At 60.2% G+C, this 25,993-nt stretch carries 24 protein-coding genes; 6 read left to right on the forward strand and 18 right to left on the reverse strand.

Going from position 1 to position 25,993, the window contains the following annotated elements; genetic code table 11:
• The first annotated feature begins 24 nt into the window (after nt 1-24).
• Together FHT87_RS07770 and FHT87_RS07775 are read left to right on the forward strand one after the other, a co-directional pair.
• A complete protein-coding gene (locus FHT87_RS07770; RefSeq protein ID WP_183726915.1) occupies nt 25-1,362 on the forward strand; it encodes an NAD(P)/FAD-dependent oxidoreductase in 1,338 nt (445 codons plus the stop codon).
• A gap of 117 nt (nt 1,363-1,479) precedes the next feature.
• Nucleotides 1,480-2,079, forward strand: a complete 600-nt coding sequence (locus tag FHT87_RS07775; RefSeq protein WP_183800768.1) for a PAS domain-containing protein — start codon at nt 1,480-1,482, stop codon at nt 2,077-2,079.
• A gap of 5 nt (nt 2,080-2,084) precedes the next feature.
• On the opposite strand, the gene FHT87_RS07780 is transcribed toward FHT87_RS07775, so the two are convergent.
• Nucleotides 2,085-4,454 (reverse strand): DUF1989 domain-containing protein, encoded by a 2,370-nt coding sequence (locus FHT87_RS07780; RefSeq protein ID WP_183800771.1) that lies wholly within the window; start codon nt 4,452-4,454, stop codon nt 2,085-2,087.
• Nucleotides 4,455-4,701: 247 nt separating this feature from the next.
• On the opposite strand from FHT87_RS07780, the gene FHT87_RS07785 reads away from it, so the two are divergent.
• On the forward strand, nt 4,702-6,486 hold the full coding sequence (locus FHT87_RS07785; protein WP_183800775.1) for an APC family permease: 1,785 nt from the start codon (nt 4,702-4,704) through the stop codon (nt 6,484-6,486).
• A 246-nt stretch (nt 6,487-6,732) separates the two neighbouring features.
• On the opposite strand, the gene FHT87_RS07790 is transcribed toward FHT87_RS07785, so the two are convergent.
• From FHT87_RS07790 to FHT87_RS07810, 5 genes are read right to left on the reverse strand one after another with little or no spacing between them, the layout of a single operon-like run.
• Nucleotides 6,733-7,347: a DJ-1/PfpI family protein gene (locus FHT87_RS07790; protein ID WP_112972442.1), complete on the reverse strand. Its 615-nt coding sequence runs from the start codon at nt 7,345-7,347 to the stop codon at nt 6,733-6,735.
• A 59-nt stretch (nt 7,348-7,406) separates the two neighbouring features.
• Entirely contained in the window at nt 7,407-8,354 is a 948-nt protein-coding gene (locus FHT87_RS07795; protein WP_183800778.1) for a substrate-binding domain-containing protein, read from the reverse strand.
• Nucleotides 8,355-8,407: 53 nt separating this feature from the next.
• Nucleotides 8,408-9,400 (reverse strand): ABC transporter permease, encoded by a 993-nt coding sequence (locus FHT87_RS07800; RefSeq protein ID WP_183726925.1) that lies wholly within the window; start codon nt 9,398-9,400, stop codon nt 8,408-8,410.
• Nucleotides 9,397-10,965 carry a sugar ABC transporter ATP-binding protein gene (locus tag FHT87_RS07805; RefSeq protein ID WP_183727320.1) on the reverse strand — a complete coding sequence of 523 codons (1,569 nt, stop codon included), beginning with the start codon at nt 10,963-10,965 and terminating at the stop codon, nt 9,397-9,399. Before FHT87_RS07805 ends, FHT87_RS07800 begins: the two co-directional genes overlap by 4 nt.
• Nucleotides 10,966-10,987: 22 nt before the next feature.
• Nucleotides 10,988-11,668, reverse strand: coding sequence for a GntR family transcriptional regulator (locus tag FHT87_RS07810; protein WP_112972443.1), 681 nt, complete (start codon nt 11,666-11,668; stop codon nt 10,988-10,990).
• Between the two features lie 211 nt (nt 11,669-11,879).
• On the opposite strand from FHT87_RS07810, the gene FHT87_RS07815 reads away from it, so the two are divergent.
• The 3 genes from FHT87_RS07815 to FHT87_RS07825 are packed head-to-tail and all read left to right on the forward strand — an operon-like array spanning nt 11,880 to nt 15,445.
• Nucleotides 11,880-13,106 carry an iron-containing alcohol dehydrogenase gene (locus FHT87_RS07815; protein WP_183800781.1) on the forward strand — a complete coding sequence of 409 codons (1,227 nt, stop codon included), beginning with the start codon at nt 11,880-11,882 and terminating at the stop codon, nt 13,104-13,106.
• Between the two features lie 16 nt (nt 13,107-13,122).
• Nucleotides 13,123-14,610, forward strand: a complete 1,488-nt coding sequence (locus FHT87_RS07820; RefSeq protein WP_183726929.1) for an NAD-dependent succinate-semialdehyde dehydrogenase — start codon at nt 13,123-13,125, stop codon at nt 14,608-14,610.
• A 16-nt stretch (nt 14,611-14,626) separates the two neighbouring features.
• Nucleotides 14,627-15,445 (forward strand): alpha/beta hydrolase, encoded by an 819-nt coding sequence (locus tag FHT87_RS07825; protein WP_183726931.1) that lies wholly within the window; start codon nt 14,627-14,629, stop codon nt 15,443-15,445.
• 171 nt (nt 15,446-15,616) lie between these two features.
• Here FHT87_RS07825 and FHT87_RS07830 read toward each other — a convergent pair whose 3' ends face one another.
• Genes FHT87_RS07830 through FHT87_RS07885 form a run of 12 tightly spaced genes read right to left on the reverse strand, consistent with a single transcriptional unit; the run spans nt 15,617 to nt 25,940 of the window.
• Entirely contained in the window at nt 15,617-16,609 is a 993-nt protein-coding gene (locus tag FHT87_RS07830) for a dihydroxyacetone kinase subunit DhaK (RefSeq protein WP_183726933.1), read from the reverse strand.
• A 59-nt stretch (nt 16,610-16,668) separates the two neighbouring features.
• Complete coding sequence (locus FHT87_RS07835; RefSeq protein ID WP_183726935.1) at nt 16,669-17,079, reverse strand: hypothetical protein; 411 nt, start codon at nt 17,077-17,079, stop codon at nt 16,669-16,671.
• Between the two features lies 1 nt (nt 17,080).
• Nucleotides 17,081-18,661 carry a putative PEP-binding protein gene (locus tag FHT87_RS07840; protein ID WP_183800784.1) on the reverse strand — a complete coding sequence of 527 codons (1,581 nt, stop codon included), beginning with the start codon at nt 18,659-18,661 and terminating at the stop codon, nt 17,081-17,083.
• Nucleotides 18,645-18,989: an HPr family phosphocarrier protein gene (locus FHT87_RS07845; protein ID WP_183800787.1), complete on the reverse strand. Its 345-nt coding sequence runs from the start codon at nt 18,987-18,989 to the stop codon at nt 18,645-18,647. Before FHT87_RS07845 ends, FHT87_RS07840 begins: the two co-directional genes overlap by 17 nt.
• Nucleotides 18,989-19,387, reverse strand: coding sequence for a dihydroxyacetone kinase phosphoryl donor subunit DhaM (dhaM, locus tag FHT87_RS07850; RefSeq protein ID WP_183726945.1), 399 nt, complete (start codon nt 19,385-19,387; stop codon nt 18,989-18,991). The genes FHT87_RS07845 and dhaM overlap by 1 nt, the downstream gene beginning before the upstream one ends.
• Nucleotides 19,384-19,974, reverse strand: a complete 591-nt coding sequence (dhaL, locus tag FHT87_RS07855; protein ID WP_183801100.1) for a dihydroxyacetone kinase subunit DhaL — start codon at nt 19,972-19,974, stop codon at nt 19,384-19,386. The genes dhaM and dhaL overlap by 4 nt, the downstream gene beginning before the upstream one ends.
• Nucleotides 19,975-20,022: 48 nt before the next feature.
• Nucleotides 20,023-21,663 carry a dihydroxyacetone kinase subunit DhaK gene (locus FHT87_RS07860; protein WP_183800790.1) on the reverse strand — a complete coding sequence of 547 codons (1,641 nt, stop codon included), beginning with the start codon at nt 21,661-21,663 and terminating at the stop codon, nt 20,023-20,025.
• A gap of 48 nt (nt 21,664-21,711) precedes the next feature.
• Nucleotides 21,712-22,719, reverse strand: a complete 1,008-nt coding sequence (locus tag FHT87_RS07865) for an ABC transporter ATP-binding protein (RefSeq protein WP_183800793.1) — start codon at nt 22,717-22,719, stop codon at nt 21,712-21,714.
• Nucleotides 22,712-23,809 carry an ABC transporter ATP-binding protein gene (locus FHT87_RS07870; protein ID WP_183800795.1) on the reverse strand — a complete coding sequence of 366 codons (1,098 nt, stop codon included), beginning with the start codon at nt 23,807-23,809 and terminating at the stop codon, nt 22,712-22,714. The genes FHT87_RS07865 and FHT87_RS07870 overlap by 8 nt, the downstream gene beginning before the upstream one ends.
• Before the next feature lie 3 nt (nt 23,810-23,812).
• Nucleotides 23,813-24,025: a hypothetical protein gene (locus FHT87_RS07875; RefSeq protein WP_183800798.1), complete on the reverse strand. Its 213-nt coding sequence runs from the start codon at nt 24,023-24,025 to the stop codon at nt 23,813-23,815.
• Complete coding sequence (locus FHT87_RS07880) at nt 24,022-24,975, reverse strand: carbohydrate ABC transporter permease (protein WP_183800800.1); 954 nt, start codon at nt 24,973-24,975, stop codon at nt 24,022-24,024. Before FHT87_RS07880 ends, FHT87_RS07875 begins: the two co-directional genes overlap by 4 nt.
• Nucleotides 24,972-25,940, reverse strand: a complete 969-nt coding sequence (locus FHT87_RS07885; RefSeq protein WP_183800803.1) for a sugar ABC transporter permease — start codon at nt 25,938-25,940, stop codon at nt 24,972-24,974. Before FHT87_RS07885 ends, FHT87_RS07880 begins: the two co-directional genes overlap by 4 nt.
• Between the last annotated feature and the right edge of the window lie 53 nt (nt 25,941-25,993).

The raw sequence follows: 25,993 nt of genomic DNA on the forward strand, positions 1-25,993 counted from the left end.
ATATAATCAAGAGGGGAATGCTTCATGACAAGAGTTGCCGTCATCGGCGCCGGTCCTTCCGGGCTTGCCCAGTTGCGGGCCTTCCAGTCGGCCGCGCAGAAGGGCGCGGAGATCCCGGAGATCGTCTGCTTCGAAAAGCAGTCCGACTGGGGCGGGCTCTGGAACTATACCTGGCGAACCGGGCTCGACGAATATGGCGAGCCCGTTCACGGCAGCATGTATCGTTACCTCTGGTCGAACGGACCGAAGGAATGCCTGGAATTTGCCGACTATTCCTTCGAGGAACATTTCGGCAAGCCGATCGCCTCCTATCCGCCGCGCGCCGTGCTCTGGGATTATATCAAGGGCCGCGTCGAGAAGGCGAATGTCCGCCATTGGGTGCGCTTCAATACGCCCGTTCGCATGGTGCGTTTCGATGAGGACACGAAGAAATTCACGGTCACCGCGCATAACCGCCTCGAAGATCACATGTATGACGAGGAATTCGACTATGTCGTGGTGGCGAGCGGCCACTTCTCGACACCGAACGTGCCTTATTTCGAGGGCGTGAAGACCTTCAACGGCCGCGTCCTGCACGCCCACGACTTCCGCGATGCGCTGGAATTCAAGGGCAAGGATATCCTCATCGTCGGCCGCAGCTACTCGGCCGAGGATATCGGCTCACAATGCTGGAAATACGGCGCCAAGTCGGTCACCACGAGCTATCGGTCAAAGCCGATGGGTTTCAACTGGCCGGATAATTTCGAAGAGCGTCCGCTGCTCACCAGGCTCGAAAACCGCACCGCCCATTTCCTCGACGGTTCGACGAAGGAAGTGGATGCGCTGATCCTGTGCACGGGATACCAGCATCACTTCCCCTTCCTGCCCGATGAGTTGAGGCTCAAGACTGCCAATCGTCTCTGGGCCGACCATCTCTACAAAGGCGTGGTCTTCGACAGGAACCCTCAGCTTTTCTATATCGGCATGCAGGATCAATTCTACACCTTCAACATGTTCGACGTGCAGGCCTGGTGGGCACGCGATGTCATGATGGGCCGCATCAAATTGCCGCCGGAAGAGGAACTGAAGGCGAATTTCGACATGTGGCGGACCCGCGAGGAGATGCTCGAGGATGCCGAGCAGATGATCTGGTATCAGGGTGACTATGTGAAGGAACTGCTCGCCGAAACCGACTATCCGAGCTTCGACATCGAAGGAACCAACAGGACCTTCATGGAATGGGAGCACCACAAGGCGGAAAACATCATGGGCTTCCGCGATCACGCCTATCGTTCGCTGATGACCGGCAACATGTCGCCGACGCACCACACGCCTTGGGTCAAGGCGCTCGACGATTCCATGGAGGAATATCTGCGCAACTGATCTTTCCCAAGCTCCCGTGTAACCGAGAAGGGTCGTCCGTCGCGGCCCTTTCCGGCGTGTTTGAAATGAGACGAAGCAACCCCGATCTGCAACTCATTTTCTCAAGGCGTGGTCCTCATGGATTTTCAGAGCAGTGTTCTCGGCCGTATGAGCGGTTTCCTCTATCGCTGCCGTGCGGACGAAAACTACACGATGCTGGAGATGACCGATGGCATCGAACGCATTTTCGGCTATCCGGCCGAGGAGATCATCGGCAACAGCACGCGCACCTTCACCTCGATCATGTGCGAGGAGGACGTGCCGCTGATGGACAAGGTCGTCGGCATCGCGCTGGAAAGCCGCACCGACTGGACGATGGAATATCGTATCCGCCACCGTGACGGGCATTATGTCTGGGTGACGGAGACGGGCGGCGGCGTCTGGAACGAAAATGGCGAGCTGCTCTATCTCGAGGGCAGCATCATCAACATCGAGTCGCTCTACCAGCGCATCGACGAGCAGACTGCCGGTATGCGCATCACTGCCTCGAAGACCAACGAGATCCTGCACTCGCTGCGCTACCTGAAGCTGCTCGCCGTCAATGCCGGCATCGAGGCGGCAAGGGCAGGGACAGCGGGATCCGGCTTCGCCGTGCTCGCCGCCGAGATGCGTCAGCTCGCCAATTCCTCCGAAGAGGCCGCAAGGGCGATCACCAGCGTCCAGCGCAGGGCGGAATAAGGTTTCTACGAACGCGGCCGGGTCTTCTGCGGGTCATAGTGTGACAGAGGCACCACCACCGCCGGCAGGCGCTTCTGCTGGCCATCGAGCTTGCCGATCTCGACCTCGGTGCCAACGGTGGCATGGGTGACATCGATGCGGGCGAGTGCGATCGTCTTGCCGAGGATCGGAGAGCGCGTCGCGCTGGTGACGACGCCGATCTGGGCGCGGCCGAGATGGATGCAGTCGCCGTGGCCGACAGCTTCGTTTGCCTGCACGTCCAGGCCGACCATCAGGTGGCGCGGATGTTCCTTGCGCCGCTGAAGCGCCTCGCGGCCGATGAAATCGTCCTGCTTGGATTTCAGCGGCACGGTAAAGCCGATGCCGGCCTCGAACGGATCGGTCTGATCGTCGAATTCGTGATGGGCGAAGACGAGGCCCGCCTCGATGCGGACCATGTCGAGCGCTTCAAGCCCCATCGGCTTCAGCCCGTAGGGCTCACCGGCCTTCCAGACAGCATCGAAGACGGTCAACGCATCCTTCGGATGACAAAAGATCTCGTAGCCGAGTTCGCCGGTATAGCCGGTACGCGAGACGACGACGGGAGCTCCTTCGAAGCCACCGACGCGCCCGACAGTGAAGCGGAACCATTCGAGCTCGCCGATATCGGGCTGGCGCGGGGCCGTCCAGATGATCTCCTTGAGGATGTCGCGGCTCTTTGGTCCCTGCAGGGCGATATTGTGCATCTGGTCCGTCGAGGAGCGAACCCAGGCCTTGAAGCCTTTCTTCTCGGCCTGTTCGCGCAGCCATATGCCGCTGTAGTCGTCGCCGCTGATCCAGCGGAAATTCTTGTCGCCGAGGCGAAAGAGCGTGCCGTCGTCGATCATGCCGCCGTGCTCGTAGCACATGGCGGAATAGACGACCTGTCCGGTCGACAGCTTGCGCACGTCGCGCGTCAGGCAGTATTGCAGCAATTCCTCCGCGTCCGGACCCGTGACCTCGAATTTGCGCAACGGCGACAGGTCGATGACGGCCGCTCTTTCACGGCAGGCCCAATATTCTTCGACTGGACCTTCAGAGGAAAACCGGTTCGGCAGCCAGTAGCCGCGATATTCGGTGTAATCCCGCGTCAGCGCCGCAAGGCGAGGGTGGAAGGCGGTTTCCCGCGTCAGTTCTGCGTCGGCGTCAGGGGTCATACGATAGGCTACCGCTCTTGAGAATTTTTCTTTTCCGGAGAAGGTGCGGACATGAATGTCGGTCGGGTCCCAGCCATTGGCCGCATCGATGTCGTCGGGGCAGGAGGAGGAAACGCAGACGAGATCGGTCAGTGCCCGCATCAGGACATAATCGCCCGGCCGAGACCATGGCTCGTCGAGGTAGAGCTGATTGTTGTGGTCGATATTCGTATTGTAGAAATAGTTGAGCGCCTCCCAGCCCTTGCGGCCGGGTATGCCGTAGGGCGCGAGCGCCGCATTGAAATTGTCGGTGCAATTGACATGGCCGGGATAACCCATGTCGTCATAGTAGCGCGAATTGCAGGCGGTCGCGAATGCGTCATGGCGGCCGACCGTGTCCTGGACGATCTCCACCAGCGGCTCGAAGTCGCGGTCGAAAGCCTTGGACGGCAGACCGGGGGCAGGATAGCTGCGGCCAAGCAGGGTGCGAGTGACGGTGGAATCCAGCGCAAGATCGAGGCCCTTGTCGACCTTGCGGGCGGCAAAGGCCTGGAAATCAGTGCATTGCCTCCCGTAGACGTCGATGATCTGGATGAACTCTCCGGCACGGACGAAATAGGCCGAGGCGGTCGCCGCCCTGATGCGGATGTCTTCGATCGGATCGGCCATCGGCTCGGGGAGGGCCGCGGCGTAGTCGCGGATCAGCCTGCTGCGCCTGATGCGGATCTCGATCGGTGTTGCCGTGTCCTGCGCGTCAGGCGACATCGCTGCTGCAGGGGCGGCGGCAATCAGCAGCCCCTTCATCGCGATCGCAAACTCAGCCTTGCTGCCGGGAATGGAAGCTTCGCTGAAAATGCGGATCGCACTTGCCGTGGCGAGGTCGGCACCGCGTCGCTCAAGCGCCGTCCGCGTCCGGGCAGCACTCTCATCGCCCGAAGAGAAAATAGCCTTCAGTCCGTCGGCCGAGCCGGTGAAAGCTGCGCCGAGGCCGGCCGATTGAAACCGGCCGGTTTCGTCGAGGAAGGAAAGCTCGCAAGCCTGTCCTCCCTCGCTGTCGATGATGGTGACGTGGTCGCCGGCCTCGACGCGAACAACAAGGGATCCGCCGCCCCTGCAGCGGTAACGCTCGACACCCTCGGGCAGCGTGGGGATACCGGGATAGCGGATGATGCTTGCTGACACCGGTCGCACCCCTGACATCCCGGGATGGAGATCTCGCATGTGGTCCTCATGGGATTGATGTGCCCCTCCGACACGCAAATCATGCTGACAAAATGCCACCCGAAAGTAAAGGGATGTTGACTAAAAAGAAAATATCTTCACTATGCATAAAGGGTCGAGACTCGGAAATCCGCTCGGGAACGCGGATCGAGAAAATGCCGGGCAGCCCAGCAATGCCACGGGAGGCGCGTTCAGGGAGACGTACGCAAAGCTACGTCCCGAACAAATAGAATGGGGAATTTCACCGATGACGGATATCGTGGACGCCGGCGTTGCCGCCGGCACCGAAGGTAAACTTATACGCGCGCTTGACTGGAAGGGTGCGTTTTGGGTGGCAGCCGGCGTGCCACCGCTTGTTCTCTTCTCCATCGGCGGTATTGCAGGCACGACCGGCAAGCTCGCCTTTGTGGTCTGGATCATCTCGATGATCATGGGCTTCCTGCAATCTTTTACCTATGCCGAAATCGCCGGCATGTTCGGCAACAAGTCGGGCGGCGCATCTGTCTATGGTGCCACGGCCTGGCTGCGCTATTCGAAATTCATCGCGCCGCTGTCCGTCTGGTGCAACTGGTTTGCCTGGTCTCCGGTGCTTTCGCTCGGCTGCGCCATTGCGGCCGGATATATTCTCAATTCCTTCTTCCCGATCCCGGCAGCGGATTCGCAGGCGGTCCTTGCCTGGATCAGCGCGCATGCCGCTTCGATTGCGGCCGATAGCCCCCGCGTCGCCGAATATATTGCTGCCCATGCCGGCACTTCGCCCGAGGATGCGGTCAAGGCGCTGCTGAGTGCTGACGGTGTCGCCGCGCTGACGCCGGTAATCCGCAGCTGGTCGCTCGTCAGCTTCAGTATTCCCTTCCTCGCCACCGCCAATATCAACGCCACCTTCTTCATCGGCGGCATCCTGATGCTGATCATTTTTGCGATCCAGCATCGCGGCATCTCCGAGACGGCGAGCGTCCAGAAATGGCTGGCGATCATCGTGCTCGTACCGCTGCTCATCATAGGTCTCTATCCGATCATCAGCGGCCAGATCGTCAGCGCCAACGTCACCGGGCTGGTTCCGCCAACGGCGGCCTATGCTGGCACTGACGGTACCTGGAGCAATGGCGGCTGGACGCTCTTCCTCGGCGGTCTCTATATCGCCGCCTGGTCGACATACGGTTTCGAGACTGCGGTCTGCTATACGCGCGAACTGAAGAACCCCAAGACGGATACCTTCAAGGCGATCTTCTATTCCGGCCTCGCCTGCTGCCTGTTCTTCTTCCTCGTACCTTTCGCCTTCCAGGGCGTACTCGGTCATGCGGGCATGCTGGCGCCCGGTATCGTCGACGGCACGGGCGTCGCCGAAGCACTCGGCGGACTGATCGGCGCCGGCCGTGTCGTTACCCAGCTTCTCGTCGTGCTGATGATCATGGCGCTTTTCCTCGCCATCATGACGGCGATGGCAGGCTCCTCGCGCACGCTCTACCAGGGCTCGAAGGATGGCTGGCTGCCGAAATATCTCGACCATGTCAATGAAAACGGCGCGCCCACCCGGGCGATGTGGACAGACTTTGCCTTCAATCTTTTCCTGCTGGCGATCGCGTCCGATGCCGGCGGCTATTTCTTCGTGCTCGCCGTCTCCAATGTCGGCTACATCATCTTCAACTTCTTGAACCTGAATTCCGGCTGGATCCATCGCATGGATTCCGGTCATGTCGAGCGCCCCTGGAAGGCTCCGACTTGGCTGATCGGCGTCAATACCGTGCTTGCCTTCGTCAACGCTCTCTTCCTCGGCGCCGGCGCCAAGGTCTGGGGCTATGCCAATGCGCTCTGGGTCGGCTTCATCTTCGCCGCGCTCATCCTGCCGGTTTTCGCCTATCGCCACTATGTGCGCGACGGCGGCAGGTTCCCGCCCGGCGCCATGGAAGACCTTGGCCTCGTCGGCCAGGACCTCGGCGTCAAGAAGGCTGGCATGCTGCCGTACCTCGCACTGGCCGCGGGCCTCGCCATCGTACTGATCGCCAACTGGATCTTCCAATTGCCGGCTTAAAGACTGCCAGCCCGGGCATTTCGATGGATGTGTCGGGTACTCGAGCAAACCAGATGCGCGCAGATGGGCGTCAGTTTAAGGACTGACGCCTTGTGCTTGCGGCGCCGCCATGACTTTGCTGCCGGCAGATGATGCAGAGCATCTATCTGCTATCTGCCTCCGCGGGCAGGAAAGTCGTTCCTGGAAAGGCAACTCCCGCGTTTTTGCGAGCGTTGCCTGATCATAAGCCGTAGCAGGAGTGAGAGCTCAGGCAGCCTTGGCGATATCATCGCTGTGACGGATTTCCGTGCCCAGCACCTTCAGGCATTCGCGGATGAATGCTGCAAGTGCGGTCCATCCCTTCGCAGAGACCATGGTGCCATCGACATAGGCTTCCGTCGGCGACAGATCGATATACGTACCCCCTGCAAGCGTAACTTCCGGCTCGCAAGCCCCCAGAGCACCCACCTTCTTGCCGCGAACCACACCGTCGACGGCAATCAGAATCTGGACGCCGTGGCAAATCGTAAAGATCGGCTTTTGCTTCTCGTGAAAATGCCGCACGATTGCCTGGACGCGTTTATCGGTGCGGATGTATTCGGGGCCGCGACCGCCTGCGCAATAGACTGCGTGATATTGATCGAGCTGAGCCTCGGCCTCCGAGAAGGTCTTGTTGATCGTGAAGAAGTGCCCGAGCTTCTCCGTATACGTTTGATCGCCTTCGAAATCGTGGAGCGAGGTCTTGATCAGATCGCCAGCCTTCTTGTCGGGGCAGATCACGTGGACCGTATGGCCGACTGCCTCCATCGCCTGCTGATAGACATAGATTTCGTATTCCTCGGTAAACTCACCGGTCAGCATCAGTATCTTCTTACCAGGCATGATTTACTCCTCTTCTTCATGCAATGGGGCGGCGGCTGGCCGCCCCGGTTTCAGGTTTGTCAGAACGGAGAGTCGGGGAAATAGTATTCCTTGGCATTCTCCTGCGTGATCAACGGCGCATCCAGCTTGACGGTGCCTCGCACCGGCGCCTGGCCGACGATATTGGCAACGGTCATGTAGATGGCGGTCTTGATCATGGCGGGCGGATAAGGTGTCTCGACCGGCGTCATCTGATCGCCGTCGATGACCTTCTTGACGATGTCCTTCATGCCATTGCCGCCGAGGGCGAGCTTGATGTCCTTGCGACCCGATTCCTTGACGGCCTCGAGCACGCCAAGAAGCATGTCATCGTCATTTGCCCAGACAGCGTCGATCTGCGGGTATTTGGCAAGATAGTCCTGCATCAGCTTGAAGGCGTCATCACTGTTCCAGTTCGCATACTGGATGTCCAGAACCTTGAGATCGGTTCCCTTGATGGCATCCTGAAAGCCCTGGATGCGCTCATCGTCGATGACGGTCGGAATGCCGCGCAAGATGACGAGGTTGCCTTTGCCGCCCAGCCTGTCGATCATGAACTTCGCCGTATTGCGGCCAACCGCGATGTTGTCGCCGGCAAGGTAGAGGTCCTGGATGGACTGGTCGTTCAGGCCACGATCCACGACGGTGATGAAGGTGCCGGCATCCTTGACCGCCTTGACCGGCGTCGTCAGTTCCTCCGACGTATAGGGCAGGATGACCAGCGCATCGAGCTTGCGTCCTGCGGAAAGATCTTCAAGCGCGCTCACCTGCGCCGTTGCCGAGGGCGAAGTCTTGACGACGACCTCGACATTCGGAAAGGCGGCATTGACTTCCTTGGCGGCAGCCTGTGCGTGATAGACGATGCCCGCCGTCCAGCCATGATCGGCTGCCGGGATCGACACTGCGACAACCTTTTTATCTGCCGAAAGGGCTTGGCCGGCGAGCAGCACCGTACTGACGGCCAGGGCCGCAATCCATTTTCTAGACATTCATTCCTCCCAGAATCGGACCACAAACATCAATCCGCGCGGTCCGGACGCGGTTACTTCGAGAACCTCTGAATGAGCATGGCGATGATGATGATGACGCCCTGGACACCGGCGACGAGATATTCGGATACGAAATCCGAGAGCACCATCAGGTTGGCGATGAGTTCGAGGATGACCGCTCCGGCGACCGTGCCCCAGACATGGCCCTTCCCACCCCGCAGGGCAGTTCCGCCGATGACGACCGCAGTGATGACCTGCAATTCCCACAGCACGCCGGTGGTCGGAGTCGCCGCTCCGAGGCGCGGCACATAGCAGATCGCAGCGATCGCAACGCATACGCCCTGGATCGCGTAGGCGATCGTGCGCGTCTTGATGATGGAAATGCCTGAGTAGCGGGCCACGTCCTCATTCGCCCCAACGGCAGCGCATTTGCGGCCATATTTCATCTTGTAGAGGATGAAGGATGCGATGGCGGCAACGGCAATCGAAATGAGGATCGGAAAGGGAATACCGCCAAGGGTCCCGAAATAAACAGGCCGATAGGCGTCGCGGAGGCTGCGATCGATCGGGATCGTTCCACCATCCGACATATAGGTGATGAGGGCACGGAAGATCCCCATGGTACCGAGTGTCGCGATGAAGGGCTCGATCTTTCCGACGGTAACGATGAGCCCGTTCATCAGCCCGCAGAGGAGCCCGACGACGAGCGCGATGGCCATGCCGGCGGGAATTGCCAGGACACCCCAGTCGGGAGCCATCCTGTTCATGAACATGATGGTTATGCCGGTGATGAAGGCGGCCATCGAACCGACTGAAAGATCCAGTCCGCCGGACGAGATGACGAAGGTCGCACCCACAGCGATGATTGCGATGAAGGCGCTTCGTGTGATCACATTGCCGAGATTGGTTGCCGAGAGAAAATCCGGGTTGATCGAAAAACCGATCAGCAGCAGCGCCAGAAGCGCAAGGAACGGACCGACATCCGACCAGCCGATGTTCCATTCCCGCTCCGGCCGAACCGGCGTCGAACCCGTAATCACAGTCATTGTCTTCCTCCCTGCTTCGCCGCAACCTTCGTTTCGCTGGTGGCAAGAAGCGCAATCTCATGTTCCGTCATTTTCTCGCCCGTCACCTCTCCCGTGATGCGCCCCTCCCGCATCACAAGAATCCGGTCGCAGATCCCGATCAGTTCCTGCATTTCGGACGAGATGACGATGCAGGTCCTGCCCTCTGCGACGAGGCGCTCGATGAAGGCATAGATCTGGGCCTTGTTGGCGATGTCGATCCCGCGCGTCGGCTCGTCGATGACCACGACCGAAGGGTCGGTGAGAAGCACCTTGGCGAGCAGAAGCTTCTGCTGGTTACCGCCGGAAAGCTGGCCCGCCTTGACTGCGTAACTTTTCAGGCGGATGTCGTAGGTGTTGACCGCTTCGACGAGCGCGCTCTGCTCACGACGGCGGCGCATCATAAGGCCGGGGTGAAATCTGCCGAGGGCGGACAGCGTGAGGTTCGGGGCAAGTCGCTCCTGCAGCAGCAGCCCCTTGCCCTTGCGATCTTCGGTCAGGTAACCAATGCCGGCATCCATCGCCGCCCGAGGGCGCCTGATGTCAATCGCTCTGCCCTGCAATTTTACGGTTCCGGCAGCAGGGCGCAGACCCATGATGCCCTCGAACACTTCGGTGCGTCCGGCACCGATCATGCCGGCGAATCCGAGGACCTCGCCTTTGTGGGCGTTAAACGAGATATCGCTTGCGAAGCCGGGAACGCTGAGATCCTGGACTTCAAGCATCGCCTGCAGGGCTGGCTTTACGGTCTTCTCGGGATAAAGTGCGGCGAGATCGCGCCCGACCATCAGCCGCGCCATGTCCATCTGCGTGAGGCTGTGACCGGGATATGTGCCGACCATCTTGCCGTCTCTGAGCACCGTCACCTTGTCGGCAAGCCGTTGGACTTCATCGAGGCGATGGCTGATGTAGAGCACGGCAGCACCCTGCTCCCTCAGCTGCAGGATGATGGCAAGCAGTCGCTCGACCTCCTCACCCGTCAGCACTGCCGTCGGCTCATCGAAAATGACAAGCTTGTAATCGTCGAGGAGTGCACGCGCGATCTGTACGAGCTGGCGATCGGCAAGCGAGATGTCACGTACCAGGGCGTTTGGCGATGCGTGGCATCCAAGGTCGTGAAGTTTTTCGACGGCCAGACGCCGCATCGTCCGATCATCGACCAAGCCATGACGCATCAGTTCGCGGCCGAGGAAAAGATTTTCGGCGACGGTCAGGGCGTCCGCAAGCAGGATCTCTTGGTGCACCAGGACAATACCCGCCTCCTGCGCCTGCTCGGGCGTTGAGAAGCCGACCTTGCGGCCGCCCATCGACAGCGTTCCTGCAGTGGGTTCGGCATAACCGGAAAGGAGCCGCATGAATGTCGACTTGCCGGCGCCGTTCTCGCCGATGATGGCATGGATCTCGCCGGCCAAGATATCGAGCGTGACTTCCGAGAGTACGGTGACCGGTCCGTACTGCTTCGACATGCCCTCTGCACGAAGGACCGGATGAGAGACAAGGCCGTCGGTCTCGGACACCACGCTCCTCCCCTTCCTCTCGATGGTCATGACGCTCGACATTGCCCGCCTCTCAATCGAAAGCCGGCACGAGCCGGTCCCGTGAATGTTCGAGATGGGTTCTCATTGCCTTCTCGGCAGCCGATGGGTCACCTGCGGCAAAGGCGGAGAGAAGCGCCTCGTGCTCATCCAGCGCTTCTTCGGTGACGCGGGAATGGAACATCAGTCGAAAGATGTGAAAATGCGTGTGCTGGTGGCTGAGGGTTTGGCGAATGAGCTCGTTGCCGGCAAATTCCATGATCCTGTCATGGAAAACGGCGTCCTGCCGCGCGAAGGTAGAATAGCGTAGCCGTTCATCGGCTCCTTCCCGGCGCCCCATGACACCGGCCGCCTCCCTGAGGATGGCGAGCTTTTCATCGTCCATGGCCTTTGCCGCCCTCGCAGCACCGTCGGGCTCGAGCAGCAACCGCAAGTGATAAAGCTCATCGAAGCGCCGGTGGGTGATCTGCGGGGCGGCGCTGTAACCGATGAGGTGCGTCTTGACGACAAGCCCTTCTCCTTCGAGGCGGCCGAGCGCTTCGCGGATAGGGGTCTGGGAAACATTGAATTCCTTGACCAGATTATCGACGGTGATGCGCGCACCTGGAGCGATCTTCAGGGACATCAGCTGCGCAAAGATCACCTCGTAGACGCTGTCCGCGAGACTGTTGCTGCGCTGTATGAAACCACTCGGATCAGGCGTGGCATTGAGCATCATCGTATTCCGGCCCTGTATTTCTTTTGCCTCTTGACAGGAACAATCGCTAACACGATGCTCGGCGATATGCAATCCCATATCCTATAGGATTTTATATCGGAGGTTTCATGAGAGTCATTTGGATGAGCGCAAAAGAAATCGCGCGCCAATTTTGCGACGCTTCCTCAAGGTCTTTCTTCATCCCACAACTGGTGAGAAGGTCAGCACAATGACCCTCTTTGCAGCTATCCGGCTCCCGAAAGAAATCCTGTTCGGCAAGGGCCAACGTTTTGCGCTGCCGTCGGTCGCCAAACGGCTTGGCCAAAAAGCGCTGATCTGCACGGATGAACGCTTCGCAGGAACTTCCATTTTCGCTGAGCTCGTCACCGCGTTGAATGCGGCATCGATCGAAACACTGGTCCATGACCGGGTCCTGCCGGATGTCCCGCGCGACACCGTTGCGCTATGCGTTGAGGAGGCGCGGAGCTTCGCGCCCGACATGGTGATAGGGATAGGCGGGGGGAGTTGCCTCGACATGGCAAAATGCGCCGCCCTGCTTTTGAGCCATGGCGGAAGCCTTGCGGACTACTATGGCGAGTTCAAGGTTCCCGGTCCGACAATCCCGATCATCGCTGTCCCGACCACGGCGGGAACCGGGTCGGAGGTGACGCCGGTTGCCGTTATCTCCGATCCGGACCGAACGCTGAAGGTCGGCATATCGAGCCCTCATCTCATCGCCGCAGCGGCTATCTGCGATCCGGAGCTGACGATGTCCTGCCCGCCGGGTCTGACCGCTGTCGCTGGCGCGGACGCATTGACCCATGCAATCGAGGCATTCACGGCCGCCCGGCGCGGCACCGACCCGTTGCTGCCTCAAAACCATGTCTTCATAGGTAAGAGTGCGCTTACCGACCATTTCGCGCTTCTCGCCGTCAAGCTCCTGGGACGCAGCCTGGAGACGGCGTGCAAGGAGGGAGCGAACGAGGATGCGCGCGCCGACGTCATGATGGGGGCGCTGGCTGCCGGCTGCGCATTCGGCACGGCCGGCACGGCAGCAGCGCATGCCATCCAGTATCCGGCAGGCGCATTGACCCATACGGCCCACGGGCTCGGCGTTGCGACGATGATGCCCTACGTCATGAACTATAACCGCGCCGCCTCGACGGCCGAGCTGGCCGAGATCGGCCAGGCGCTGGGCCTCGATTCAACGGGCAGGACGAAGCAGGAGATGGCGGGGGCGGCGATTGAGGAGATCCGCAGGCTCTTTCAGGCCATCGGCATCACGCCGACACTCGCCGATCTCGGGCTTTCCGCCGACAAGCTCGACTGGACTGCCGAACAGGCGCTCAGCATCGACAGATTGATCAAGAACAACCCGAGACCCTTCGACATCGACGCCATGAAGCGTCTCGTTCGTGCAGCCTATGACGGCGATCTTGCCGCCTCCGCCCTTTAAACACTCGAGGAATAAAATGACCATTGCCCAGCAAATGCAGCAGATCGACCCCCACCTGCCAGACATTGAGGCCGCAGCCCGCGGCCTCTATATCGATGGGAGCTGGCGGCAATCGAAAAGCGGGCGCAAGATCGATGTGACCGACCCCTCGACCGGGATGCTTCTTGCTGTTGTAGCGGACGCCACCATCGAGGATGCGCAGGCGAGCGTCGAGGCCGCATCCCGGGCTGCGCCTGGCTGGCGGTCGACACCGCCGCGCAAGCGCTCGGAGATTTTGCGACGCTGTTTCGAACTGATGATCGAGCGTTCCGAAATGCTTGCCACCTTGATCTCCCTGGAGAACGGCAAGGCGCTGCGCGACGCCCGCAGCGAGGTCGCCTATGCCGCCGAGTTCTTCCGCTGGAATGCGGAAGAGGCCGTGCGTATAACGGGAGAATTCGGTATCGCTCCGTCAGGAGCCAACCGGATCATTGTCGATTACCAGCCGATCGGCATCTGCCTGCTGATCACGCCCTGGAATTTCCCGGCTGCAATGGCCACGCGAAAGATCGCCCCGGCGCTTGCTGCTGGCTGCACCGTCATCCTGAAGCCGGCAAGCGAGACGCCACTGACGGCCTACGCACTGGCCTCGATCTATGAGGAGGCCGGCGTGCCGTCAGGCGTCGTCAACGTCTTGACGACAAGCACTCCCGCCCCATTCAGCGCCGCCATTCTCGCGGATCCGCGCGTCAGAAAACTCTCGTTTACAGGCTCCACAGGCGTTGGCCGCCTGCTTCTCGCTGAAGCGGCCAAGCATGTCATCTCGTGTTCTATGGAACTCGGTGGCAACGCTCCGTTCATCGTGTTTGACGACGCCGATCTGGAGGCAGCACTCGACGGCGCAATGGTTGCGAAGATGCGCAATGCCGGCGAAGCCTGTACCGCCGCAAACCGTCTCTACGTCCAGTCGGGAATCTACGAGTCTTTCGCAGAGGGGCTGACCAAAAGAATGGCAGCTCTCAACGTCGGTCCCGGTGTCGATGCCCTCACCGAATGCGGGCCGATGATCACGCCAAAGGCGGTGGAGAAGATTGATCGCCTGGTGGATGATGCGAAAGCAAAGGGTGCGCGCGTCACCTGCGGCGGCGAGACCCCTGCCGGGCCGGGTTACTTCTACCCACCGACAGTGCTCGTCGACATGCCCGATGGTGTCGAGATGTCGCATGAGGAAATCTTCGGACCGGTTGCACCTCTTTACAGGTTCAAGACCGAAGACGAAGTGATAAGGCGTGCCAACGACACCGAATACGGTCTTGCCGCCTATGTCTTCACGCGCGACATAGCACGGGGATTGCGTGTTTCCTCCGCTTTGGAGGCAGGCATGATCGCGCTCAACCGGGGTCTGGTTTCCGATCCGGCAGCGCCCTTTGGCGGCGTCAAGCAGAGTGGTCTCGGCCGTGAGGGCGGGCAGCATCATGGCATCGCCGAATTCATGGAAGCCAAATATATCGCAACGAGCTTCTGACGCGGAGGAGACATTTTTGGAGACCGATCCGTTTCGCATACGGGGACATGTGCGCGAATTCGACGCCATCGTGTCGGAGATCAGGGCAAGGAGTGCTTCGACGCGGGCGAGGCTCCGCATGAAGGAAATCTCCTACGGAGACGATGCAAGCGAAACCCTGGACATCTTCTACCCGGAAGGCACGCGTGACGGGCTGCCGGTGCACATGTTCATCCACGGCGGCTACTGGCGGATGTTTTCCAAGCGCGACTACTCCTATGTCGCCGACACCATTACCGGCACAGGCGCGATCGCCGTCATTGTCGATTACGCCCTGATGCCGCATGTCCGGATGGAGGTGCTCGTCGATCAGGTTCGGCGGGCCAAGCAATGGGTGCTCGAACACATCGCGAGCCACGGCGGTGACGCCTCGCGCTTTACGGTCAGCGGTCATTCCGCCGGCGCGCATCTTGCGAGCTTCCTGTTTCATCGACAGGAGGCTTTCTCGGGCGTGTCGGCAGCCCTCCTGCTTGGGGGACTTTACGACCTGAAGCCCCTGCAATCATCGTTTCTGCGCTCCGAGATCGCCATTACCGATAGAGAGGTTACTGACTTTTCCCCGATGCTGCATTCCTTTGACGAGGGCTGTCACACCGTCATCGCGGTGGGTGCCGAAGAAACGCCGCCGTTTCATCAGCAGGCGGACGCCTTCTCATTGCGCTTGCGACAACAAGGACTGTCGGTCGCCAGCGAAAGGCTCGAAGGCTCCAATCATATGAGCAGCGTTCGCGATCTTGGCCTTCCCGAAACGGCTATCGGTCGAATCCTCGGCAAAACGATTGCATATACCCGTTGACGTCCAAAAACCGATCTTGATCGGGATCACGAGATTTCCGCACCGGAAAACCGGCTGATCGCGGGACGCCTAAAGCGTGTCGCGATCCCCAGGATTCGCTTGCCACGCTTTAAGCTTTTGTTTTCGCATGTCGTTATCGCGAAACCGCTGCACAGTTTTGCGCGACATGCATTAGCACCTCCAGCGCAATGCCGCTGTAGCAATGGGCGAATCCCATAGAGAAAGCTCCTCGTCCGTGAGGAATGCGAGCGTGATGGAAAGGCCCTGCATGTCGAGCGAAGTGGCATAGGTGCCAACAAGGGAACGCTCGATGTGAAGGCCGTATTCCGACATGATGCGAAGGGCTGAATTATAGGCAAGATAGAGTTCAGCAGGCGGTGTGCCGCCAAGTCCGTTCACGAAGAGAAATGCTCTGTCTGTGCTGCGGCTGGTATCGTTGAGAATTGCCTCGCTGAGATACCTGACGATCGTGTCAGCATTGGAGAAACGCTCTCTCGAATGGCCAGGCTCCCCATGAATGCCGACGCCCATTTCCACCTCGTTCGGCCCGAGTGCGAAGGTCGTGCGCTGGGTGTCCGGCACCGCGACACCGGTCAGGGCAACGCCCATCGACCGGATGCGTGAGGAGAGGCTGTTGCCGAAGGCTTTTAGTTCCGAAAGGGACCGGCCCTCCTCGGCGGCCGCTCCAAGCAGCCTTTCTACAATCAGAGTACCGGCAACCCCGCGTCGCCCACGACTGTCGCCGCCCCTCGTCGTTTCGATGTCGTCGCAGGCAAGGACCATTTCAATTCTATGCCGGTGCGACGCCATCTCTGACGCCATTTCGAAGTTCATGACGTCGCCATCGTAGTTCTTGACGACAAGCAGGCAACCGGCGCCGGTGTCTGCTTCCTCTATCGCGCTAACGATCTGGCTGGGCGTGGGCGACGTGAAGATATGCCCTACGCAGGCGGCATCGAGCATGCCGCGACCGATGAAGCCGATATGCATCGGCTCATGGCCTGCCCCGCCACCCGAAATGATGGCGACCTTGCCAGGAACCAGCTCACGGCGGCGGATACATTTGCGGTCGGTGCCGAACACAACGAACTCCTGATGGGCGCGCACAAAGCCTTCGATGCTTTCGGCGACCATAGTCTCCGCTGTGTTCATGAATTTCTTCATCAAGCCCCTCCCAAGGCGATGATCATGCCAATCCTTTTGCGTCCGCCACAAGGGCTTGCTTAATCCGACAGCCCGGAAATTGCGGCAATCTTCTGCACCAGATCGCCAATCGCTTCCTCCAGCAGCCGGTTGCGTCTCTCGTCGCCGAAATCGGGCACCATCAGCGAAAGATGCCGCAGTTTTTCCGAGGCGCCAAGTTCAGGCAGCTTGCCCGGATGTGCAGCTTGATAAGCATCCAGAAAGCGCTCCTGTTCAGCAGCACTGAAATGGCACACCCGGAAGATCGTGGCGAGATGGCGCGCAGGAAGAGGTGTCGCGTAGGTCGGGCTTGTTATCTGCGTGACGAAACTGCGATGTTTGCCAAGTTCCGTGGCGAGCCGCTGGCGTGTTCCAGAAGGCCTGTTGTCGATGATTTGCGCCAGAATGGACTTGTAGGCGATAATGGCGTCCTCGGTATCTTCGCGCGCCATCCTATTCTCCGGCTGCCTTTGTGCCATCTGCCTTCAGGCCGACGATTGCCGATCTTATCGCGGGAAGTCGAGCGGGCGCCACGGAAAAATGCCGTATGCCTGCGGCAAGCAGATCCGCGGTCAGGGATGGATCCCCGGCCATGTCGCCGCAGATGCTGATCGGTTTGCTTCCGGCGAGTCTTATGGCCTGGGTCAAAAGGCGCAGGACGGCCGGCACCGCCTTGGCCTGGTAAAGCGTAAAGTCGGCATCCTCGCGTGGCGATGCGACGAGATATTGCGCAAGGTCGTTCGTCCCAAACGAAAAGAAGTCTGCGCTTTCGAACTCGTCCAGCATGAGCGCGGCGGCCGGGACTTCCACCATCATCCCGACGGGAGGCATGCGATGCGGCACGCCCCGTCGGGAGAGCGCGTCGGATTCTTCGCGATAGATCTGCCTAATATCATCGACGTCGGATGGAAACATCACCATCGGCAGCATGATCTGAAGACTGCCGAAGACCGCCGCACGCAAAAGCGCGCGGGCTTGAACCCGCGCGATCTCCGGCCGGGCAAGCAGAAGACGGATACCGCGTAGCGAGGGTACGTCGGTCAATCCGGCGAGCGGCTTGTCGCCGCCTATATCCAGCATGCGTATTGTCGTTGACCGGCCATCTGCCCAATCCAGCAGACGGCGGTAGATTGCAAACTGCTTTTCTTCATTCGCGGCATCCCCAAGCGACGTCAGGGCGAATTCCGAACGCATCAATCCGATGCCGGCGGTTGTCGCAACGTCGATCGCATCGATTTCCTCGGGAGCATTGACATTGATGGCCAGCAGGACCTGGCAACCGTCTGTCGTGTGCAAAATGCCGTTGTCGGCTGCCGATGCCGTGCTTGTCAGGCGATGGTCAAGCGGACCCGTCGTCGCGCTCTGTTTGGCTATCTGAAGCATGATGATACCAGAATCGCCATCAACACCGATGTGTTGTCCCTTCTCTGTCGTGAAGCGACCGGCGCCAATGACCATCGGGACCGAGCGAGACCTGGCAAGCAGCGCCACATGGCCGACTGCGCTGCCCGCATAAAGAGCGATACCCCCACCTGCCGACCAGTCATGTGCGAGGAACCGACTGGGCTCCATGTCTTTCCCAACATAGATGGAGCCGGCCGGAAAGTCATCGATCGGCGTCCCGGTCAGGATCGACAGGACACGATTCTTGACGTCGAGAATGTCGACGGCACGTGCCTGCAATTGGTCTTCCTCTACGCATTCCAGGTCGCGAATATAGGCATCGAGTGTCCCGACCCAGGCAAACACTATATTTTCGCCCGCATCGATCCGCGCGCCGGCCATCTCCATCAACGTCGGGTCCTGGAGCACTTCGATCTGAAACTCGATGATTTCGCCACTCTCTGGGTCTGTCCCGGCTGCAAGGTCGCGTAGGTCGCGGATGGCCTTCTCGATGGCATCGCCGAGTTCGGTATGGCCGGAAAGGCTTGAGGGCGGCGACGCAGCAGCGGCCATCGGCGTCGCGACATAGGCCGGGCCGGTCGCAACGCCTGGCGATGCACTCGTGGCTTTCAGTCTAGGCGGTGCGGCCATGCTTCTTTTCCTCATCGAAGTTACGTTCGACGAGGCCCTTCAATGCGCGGGTCGCTTCCTCGGCGAGGATCCCCTCGGCGCGAATCTTGAGCAACGATCCCTTGCGGATCCTGGCACCCATGATCTTGATGATGCTCTTGCCATTCAGCCAGACATCGCTGCCGTTGATCGCGACTTCGATCGAGCAGGGAAACGACTTTGCAAGCCGCGTGAAGGTAACCGAGGGCCGAGCATGCAGCCCAACAGCATGCTTGACCTCGACCTCCGTCTGGCAGCTGGCATGTATCTGTTCGCCCTCACGGCTTCCTATGCGCAATCCGCCGCTCATCAGGGTGACAGCTCCTCTGCCGTCGCAATGACCTTGGTCAGCGATGCGCCGCCGGAGGCCTCGGCCGCCGCAATAACAGCTCCCTCCACGACGGGCGCATTGCAGATCGATACCTGTTTCGACCGCGGCAGGCCGAGCATCTCAACCGCCATTTCACTGTTGGTTTCAGCTCCCCCAAGATCGACGAAGACGGCAACGCCTGCGTCCGACCAAGCCTCCTCGATGGCTTTGAGAATGCCGCGGGCATCCGTCCCAAGTTCGCCGTGACTGTTGCCGCCCGACCAGGCAAGCGGCACACTGTCGCCGACCATCTGCCGCACCATATCGGCGGTACCACGTGCAACCAGAGGCGAGTGGGAAACAATCACAATCCCAACGTTAGGCCTGTTCCCATTCATACCGGTCGGTACTCCTCGAGGTAGCGGCAGATCGCCGTTGTCAGCAGCGCACAACTTGAGGCGCCCGGATCGATATGGCCGATCGACCTGTCTCCGAGATAGGAGGCACGCCCGCGCATGGCCCTCATCGCAGCAGTAAGCTCGGCAGAAAGTTCGGCCTGGCGTGCGATGTCCGTCAGAGGCAATCGATGTGCGAGCGCGTCCTGAACGGGATAGAGAACATCAAGAAGCGTCTTGTCCCCGGCATGTGAGCGGCCACGACGCGCGACGGCGTTGATCGCCTGTTTCAACGCCGACGGAAAATCCTTCTCCTCGTCCGGGGTACGGAGCTCGCGGCCCATCTCCATGAGTAGCGTCCCGTAAAGCGGGCCTGCCGCTCCGCCGATGTTCATCACGAGCGTCAAGCCAATTTTCTCAAGCGCGTCAGGCAAGGGAAGGGCTGAAACGGAGGCGTCCTCGGCGCTCACCGCCTCGCAGCCACGCCGCATGTTCGTTCCATGATCGCCGTCACCAATGGCGCGATCAAGCGCGCACAGGTGCTCGCTGTTTGCCGCGATCGTCGCGCGGCAAGCTTCGATCAATCCCATGAGAAGAACCGGTTCTGCCTGCACCCGAAACCCTCCTGCGTTCAGAACTCATACGAGCGCTGCCGCCACTTCAAAAACGCCTGCCACGGCGACAGCACCGGGATCGGGCACGCCTTCGAGATCCTTTTCGCCAACGTAGGAGGCACGACCGGCCCTTGCCTGTCGCATCGCCCTTGTCGACTGAGCACCTGCCGTCGCCGCTCTTGCCGCGGCTGCGACGTCCCCTGATGAAAGGGCGGCAAGCGCGGGAGCCAGTGCGTCGACCATTGTGCGGTCGCCCACAACAGCGCCTCCATAGAACGTCATCCGATCAAGGCCGGCAAGCAGGGCAGCGGCGAAATCGTCCTTTTCTGCCATGGACTTGGATGCGGCCGTGAAGAAGATCGAGAGAAGGACACCGCTGGAGCCGCCCATGCTCGTGCTCAGGATTTCGCCGATGGAGGCCATTGTCGCGGCAGGATCTTTCAGTGGAAGTGTGTCGATGCGGGCAAGAATGCTGCGGGCTCCGGTCGCAACGGTGGAGCCGGTATCGCCATCACCAACCCGGCCATCCAGGCGGTTAAGCTCGCTCTCGAGCGAAATCAGATGCTCGCAAAGCGCAGTCAGGAGGCGACGATTGTTGCTGTTGTCGCTGGCGGGTACTGTATCGCTCTGTCGCGACGCCCGTTGAGGCGCAGGAAGGATAGCGATCTCATGCCGTTCGGTTGCGGGCGGCCAGGCATGGGGTTCGACGGTGGCCCTAAGGGCGGCTTCACGGTCGGCGTCCAGTCGAATGAGCGACAGGGAAAAGCCGTTCATGTTGAGAGCGGTCATCATCGGTGCCGGCCCAATGATAAGCCGAACACGGTTGGCGATCTGCGACGACAGGACAGCATTGGCGATGACCCCCATTTCAAGCGGGGGCACGGCGCCAAGATTGTTGATCAGCAGCGCATGATCTGCCGCACCCTCGAGCTTCGCCGCCAGTCGCTCGGTCATCGTCGCGACCAAATCGGCAATCGGCTGCAGGGAAATACGCTCGACCCCGGGCTCGCCGTGAATACCGAGACCGAGTTCGCCTTCATTGGCGCCCAGTCGATCCTCATGCGTTTGGCCCGGCACGCTGCAGGTCGAAAGCGACATGCCGAGCGAGACGATGCTGTCCGCTGCGGCGCTCGCCAGGCCCGCCACCGTCTTGAGCCCGGCGCCGGCCTCGGCATGATAGCCGGCGATCTTGTGCACGAACAGCGTACCGGCAACGCCGCGGGGCTGGATGATGCCGGGGATCGCGATATCGTCGGCAACGATGACCATCTCGACGTCGAAACCTTCGGCACGCGCCTTTTCGGCGGCGAGACCAAAATTAAGGCGATCGCCCGTATAGTTCTTGACGATCAGCAGGACACCTTTGGGGCCGGTTACGGCGCGGATCGCCGTCAGCACCGCATCGACGCTCGGCGAGGCAAAGATTTCGCCGGATACAGCTGCGGTGAGCATGCCCCTGCCGACGAAGCCCGCATGTGAGGGCTCGTGCCCCGCCCCTCCGCCTGAGATAATTGCTACCTTCGACTTGTCCCAATCGGCCCGGAGGATCACCTTGATCTCTGGAAACGCGTCGAGACGGGCTAGACGACCGGCGCTGCTCGTCTGGATCAGGCCGTCCAAGGCTTCGGTGACGATGGTTTCCCGGCGGTTGAAGAAGTGTTTCATGGAGACAGATCCGTCTTTTATGCCAATGAGTTCGTTTCTTTCGGTGGCTTATCCAAGGCGCTGGCCGCTTGCGTCGAAATAGAGTGGATCGCGCAGTGTCAAGCTTATTCGATCACCCGGCCGGATTGCGAGATATGGATCGGCAAGCGTGACCAGCTTATGGTCGCGCACCTTGATGTGAAGGTGGTTCTGGTCCCCCAGATGCTCGATCCAGTCGATCTTCGCACTGGCGTTCTGATCGACGACGATATCAAGGTGCTCGGTTCGCGCGCCGACCGTCTTCGTTCCCGGCGGCGGATTGGCACCAGGAAGAAGATCGGCCGGCAACAGGTTGATGTGTGGCTGGCCAAGGCGCGCGGCGACATGAAGGCTGGCCGGATTGCCATAGATTTCGCGCGGCGTTCCGACTTGCAACAGCCGTCCTTCCGAGACAATGCCGATCCGATCCGCCATGGTCATCGCCTCGACCTGGTCGTGAGTTACATAGAGCAGGGTCGAGCCGAGTTCCGTCTGGATGCGCTTCAGTTCCAGGCGCAGTTCTGCGCGCAGTTTCGCGTCGAGCGACGAGAGCGGTTCGTCCATCAGATAAATGGCAGGCCTGCGCACCAGCGCCCTGCCGATCGCAACGCGCTGCATTTCGCCGCCCGACAGACGTGTCGAACGGTTCTCCAGCTTGTGATCGATCCTGACCATGCGCGCAATTTCCCGGACGCGGCGGTCGATATCTTCGCTCGCAAGCCGGCGCGCCGGGGCTCGCAGCGGAAAGGCAAGGTTGTCGTAAACCGTCATATGCGGATACAGCGAATATTGTTGAAAGACGAAGGCGACATCCCGTTCAGCGGGAGCTTCGCTTGCGACATTGCGGCCGCCGATTTCGATGCGTCCACCGTCGGGCTGTTCCAGCCCCGCAATAAGGCGCAACGTGGTCGTCTTGCCAGCACCCGTCGGCCCGAGCAGAACGACGAATTCACCGTCACGGATGGAAAGGTTGAGATCAGCCAGAGCCTGAGTGTCGCCGAAACGCTTGTCGAGCCCCTTGAGAACGACGTCAGCCATGTTGAGCCTCCGAATAGAGTGCCGAGGCAATAGCGCGGCCCGACTTGCAGTCGAACAGCGCAAGCTTGCCCGGATTGAATTCAAGGCCAACAGTCTCGCCAATACGGAAATCCCGGTTTGCCGGAACGCGTGCCTTGATCACGCCGCTCGATGTCTCGATTGCCACGACCTGATTGGTTCCGAGATATTCGCTGCCATAGACGGCTCCGCGCAACGGTGACGCGTCGCTGAGGCGGATATGTTCGGGCCTGACGCCGAGCGCAAGCTCCGACTCGGCCAAGTCCTGGTGCACCTCGGGAACGCTGACGTCGACGCCGTTGAGCGATATCGACTGCGCTCCCGACTTGAGACCCGACGTGAAGCGCATGAAATTCATTGGCGGCGATCCGATGAAGTCAGCGACATACATGGTGGCCGGCTTGCTGTAGATTTCCTGCGGCGTGCCGAATTGTTCGATGACGCCATGGTTCATGACCGCGATCTTGTCGGCCATCGCCATCGCCTCATGCTGATCATGGGTCACGTAAACCGTCGTCGCGTGGATGCGATTATGCAGTTCGCGCAGCTCATGGACCATCACCTCGCGGAATTCGGCGTCCAGCGTACCAAGCGGTTCATCCATCAGAAAACACTTCGGACGGCGCACGATCGCGCGGCCGAGAGCCACGCGCTGGCGGTCGCCGCCAGCAAGTCCGGAGACGGACCGGTTCAAGATATGATCGATCTGCAGCAGCCGCGCAGTCTCCTCGACGCGCTGACGGATCTCGGCCTTCGGCATGCCTTGCGACAGGAGCGGGAAGCCGATGTTCCTGCGCACATTCATATGGGGATAGAGCGCAAAAAGCTGGAAGACGAAGGCAATGTCGCGGGCGCTGGCGCGATTGAAGGTGACGTCCTCCCCATCAAGGTAGATCTTGCCGCTGGTCGGCAATTCCAGGCCGGCGATCATGCGAAGCGTCGTCGTCTTACCGCAGCCAGAGGGGCCGAGCAGTGCCAGGAACTCGCCGTCATGGATGACGAAGCTCGAATCCTGCACCGCTACGAAGCTGCCGAACTGCTTGCGGAGATTTTCTATCCTGATGTCCGCCATGGTTCACTCCGGAAACTTCGAGACGATGATGAACATGGCGGTGCCTGCGAGCAGCGTTACCAACGAATAGGTATAGAGGACGAGAAGGAACGGCTGGAAGAGCATGAGGAAACCGACGGCAATCAAGGCGGTCGCGATATTCTCCATAGGTCCCCGGCGCAAAAAGAAGGGGCGCTTCCGGCGGGATGGGCGTGGGGTCTCGATGAGATGGGTCATTTGCGAACCGCTCCGAAGGTGATGCCGCGCAAGAGCTGCTTGCGCAGCAGAATGGTAAAGACGAGGATCGGGATCAGGAAGATCGTTGTTCCCGCAGCAACGGCAGGCCAGTCCTGGCCGCCTTCGCCGATGATGGTCGGGATGAATGGCGGTGCCGTCTGGGCTTCACCCGAGGTCAGCAATGCGACAAAGGCATATTCGTTCCAGGCAAAGATCAGGCAGAAGATCGCAGTGGCGGCGATGCCCGTGGTTGCCTGCGGCAGAACGACTTTCCAGAAGGCCTGCAGCCGGGTGTAGCCGTCGATCATCGCAGCCTCTTCATATTCGCGCGGGATCTCGTCGATGAAGCCTTTAAGCAACCAGACGGCGAGCGAGACGTTGACTGCCGTGTAGAGCAGGATCATGCCCAGCGCCGTGTCTGAGAGGCCAAGCTCGCGATACATCAGATAGATCGGTATGGCGACCGCGATGGGCGGCATCATGCGCGTCGACAGGATGAAGAACAGAAGGTCGTCGGCGAACGGCACCCTGAAACGGGAGAAACCGTAGGCGGCCAGGGTTCCCAACGATACGGCCAGAAACGTCGAGCCGAAGGCAATCACCAGAGAATTGGCAAAGCGTGGCAGGAAATTCGAGGGACCCGCAATGACCATGTTTCGCTTGCGGGTCACCTCATCACAGGTGCCGGTCGGTGCAGGCAGGGAAGCGATGTATTCCGGCGTCTGGCGCGTTCTCGTCGTCAGCAGATTGCAGTAGCCTTCCAACGTCGGCGCAAAGACGATCTTCGGAGGATAGCTGATGGAATCCGGCGGAGATTTGATGCTGGTCAGGAAAATCCAGACGAGCGGGATCATCGTGATCAGAGCGTAGAGGATCACGATGGCGCCGGCGATCCGCTTGCTGGTCGGGCTCGGCTCGACGACCGAATGGGCTGAGGTAACCGAGCTCATCGCTGCTTCACCTTGTTGAGTGCCTTGACGTAGATGTTCGCGAGGCCGAACACGGCAACGAAGAGGACGATGGCAAAGGCCGACGCCCGTCCGGTTGCCCAGCTTTCGAAGGCGGCCCGCTTCAGGGTGATGGAGGCAACCTCGGTGGTCGAACCCGGGCCACCGCCTGTCAGCAGTGTCACCATGTCGAACATCTTGAAATTCTCGATGCCGCGAAACAGCACCGCGAGCATGATGAAGGGCAGGGCCATCGGCACGGTGATCGACCAGAATTGCCGCCAGGCGGAGGCGCGGTCCACCTCGGCCGCCTCATAAATATAGTCGGGGATGGAACGCAGGCCTGCCAGACAGATCAGCATGACGTAGGGCGTCCACATCCAGGTGTCGACGATAATGATCGCCCAGGGGGCCAGCGAAACGCTGCCGAGCATCTGGATGTCGGCTGTCGGAATGCCGGTGACCAGGGAAACGGCATAGGCGAAGAGACCGATCTGCGGCTCATAGAGGAAGCGCCAGAAGTTGCCGACGACCGCTGGAGACAGCATCATCGGGATCAGGATCAGCGTCGTCCAGAAGGCGTGGCCGCGAAACTTGCGGTCGATCAGATAGGCGAGCGTAAAACCGATGACCGTCTGCAGCAGGATCGTCCAGAAGACGAAGTGCGCCGTCGTCTGCATCGCCTGCCAGATGTCGGGGTCATTGAGTACCCGCTCGTAATTGCCCAATCCAACGTTCAGGACCGGCGCATTCGGACGGTTGGCGCGATAATTCGTGAATGACAGATAGATCGCCCAGATCAGCGGAAAGATGTTGATGGCGAGAAGCAGGATAATGGTGGGCGCGATAAATACCCAGGCGATTGCTCGATCGGATAGTCCGCGGACGCGGCGGGCAAGCGATGTCGGCGTCGCCCTTGCAGTTGCGTCTGCAGCCTTCTCGACCATAGAGGAAGAGGAAATGTTCAAGGTGTCACCTGGTCTTTGCGTATATGAGACATGTGGCGGCCCGGCAGTCTTGG

Origin of the sequence: Rhizobium sp. BK316 (assembly GCF_014193695.1) — a bacterium.
In the GTDB taxonomy this organism is placed as follows: Bacteria; Pseudomonadota; Alphaproteobacteria; order Rhizobiales; family Rhizobiaceae; genus Rhizobium.

Coding starts and splice junctions, on each gene's coding strand:
- FHT87_RS07880 (WP_183800800.1), bottom strand. CDS start 24,975: ATGAGCTCGGTTACCTCAGCCCATTCGGTCGTCGAGCCGAGCCCGACC.
- FHT87_RS07790 (WP_112972442.1), bottom strand. CDS start 7,347: ATGCCTGGTAAGAAGATACTGATGCTGACCGGTGAGTTTACCGAGGAA.
- FHT87_RS07820 (WP_183726929.1), top strand. CDS start 13,123: ATGACCATTGCCCAGCAAATGCAGCAGATCGACCCCCACCTGCCAGAC.
- FHT87_RS07795 (WP_183800778.1), bottom strand. CDS start 8,354: ATGTCTAGAAAATGGATTGCGGCCCTGGCCGTCAGTACGGTGCTGCTC.
- FHT87_RS07870 (WP_183800795.1), bottom strand. CDS start 23,809: ATGGCGGACATCAGGATAGAAAATCTCCGCAAGCAGTTCGGCAGCTTC.
- FHT87_RS07780 (WP_183800771.1), bottom strand. CDS start 4,454: ATGCGAGATCTCCATCCCGGGATGTCAGGGGTGCGACCGGTGTCAGCA.
- FHT87_RS07805 (WP_183727320.1), bottom strand. CDS start 10,965: ATGACCATCGAGAGGAAGGGGAGGAGCGTGGTGTCCGAGACCGACGGC.
- FHT87_RS07830 (WP_183726933.1), bottom strand. CDS start 16,609: ATGAAGAAATTCATGAACACAGCGGAGACTATGGTCGCCGAAAGCATC.
- FHT87_RS07770 (WP_183726915.1), top strand. CDS start 25: ATGACAAGAGTTGCCGTCATCGGCGCCGGTCCTTCCGGGCTTGCCCAG.
- FHT87_RS07840 (WP_183800784.1), bottom strand. CDS start 18,661: ATGGCCGCACCGCCTAGACTGAAAGCCACGAGTGCATCGCCAGGCGTT.
- FHT87_RS07860 (WP_183800790.1), bottom strand. CDS start 21,663: ATGAAACACTTCTTCAACCGCCGGGAAACCATCGTCACCGAAGCCTTG.
- FHT87_RS07835 (WP_183726935.1), bottom strand. CDS start 17,079: ATGGCGCGCGAAGATACCGAGGACGCCATTATCGCCTACAAGTCCATT.
- FHT87_RS07785 (WP_183800775.1), top strand. CDS start 4,702: ATGACGGATATCGTGGACGCCGGCGTTGCCGCCGGCACCGAAGGTAAA.
- FHT87_RS07775 (WP_183800768.1), top strand. CDS start 1,480: ATGGATTTTCAGAGCAGTGTTCTCGGCCGTATGAGCGGTTTCCTCTAT.
- FHT87_RS07810 (WP_112972443.1), bottom strand. CDS start 11,668: ATGCTCAATGCCACGCCTGATCCGAGTGGTTTCATACAGCGCAGCAAC.
- FHT87_RS07800 (WP_183726925.1), bottom strand. CDS start 9,400: ATGACTGTGATTACGGGTTCGACGCCGGTTCGGCCGGAGCGGGAATGG.
- FHT87_RS07865 (WP_183800793.1), bottom strand. CDS start 22,719: ATGGCTGACGTCGTTCTCAAGGGGCTCGACAAGCGTTTCGGCGACACT.
- dhaL (WP_183801100.1), bottom strand. CDS start 19,974: ATGGGATTGATCGAAGCTTGCCGCGCGACGATCGCGGCAAACAGCGAG.
- FHT87_RS07845 (WP_183800787.1), bottom strand. CDS start 18,989: ATGAGCGGCGGATTGCGCATAGGAAGCCGTGAGGGCGAACAGATACAT.
- FHT87_RS07875 (WP_183800798.1), bottom strand. CDS start 24,025: ATGACCCATCTCATCGAGACCCCACGCCCATCCCGCCGGAAGCGCCCC.
- FHT87_RS07815 (WP_183800781.1), top strand. CDS start 11,880: ATGACCCTCTTTGCAGCTATCCGGCTCCCGAAAGAAATCCTGTTCGGC.
- dhaM (WP_183726945.1), bottom strand. CDS start 19,387: ATGAATGGGAACAGGCCTAACGTTGGGATTGTGATTGTTTCCCACTCG.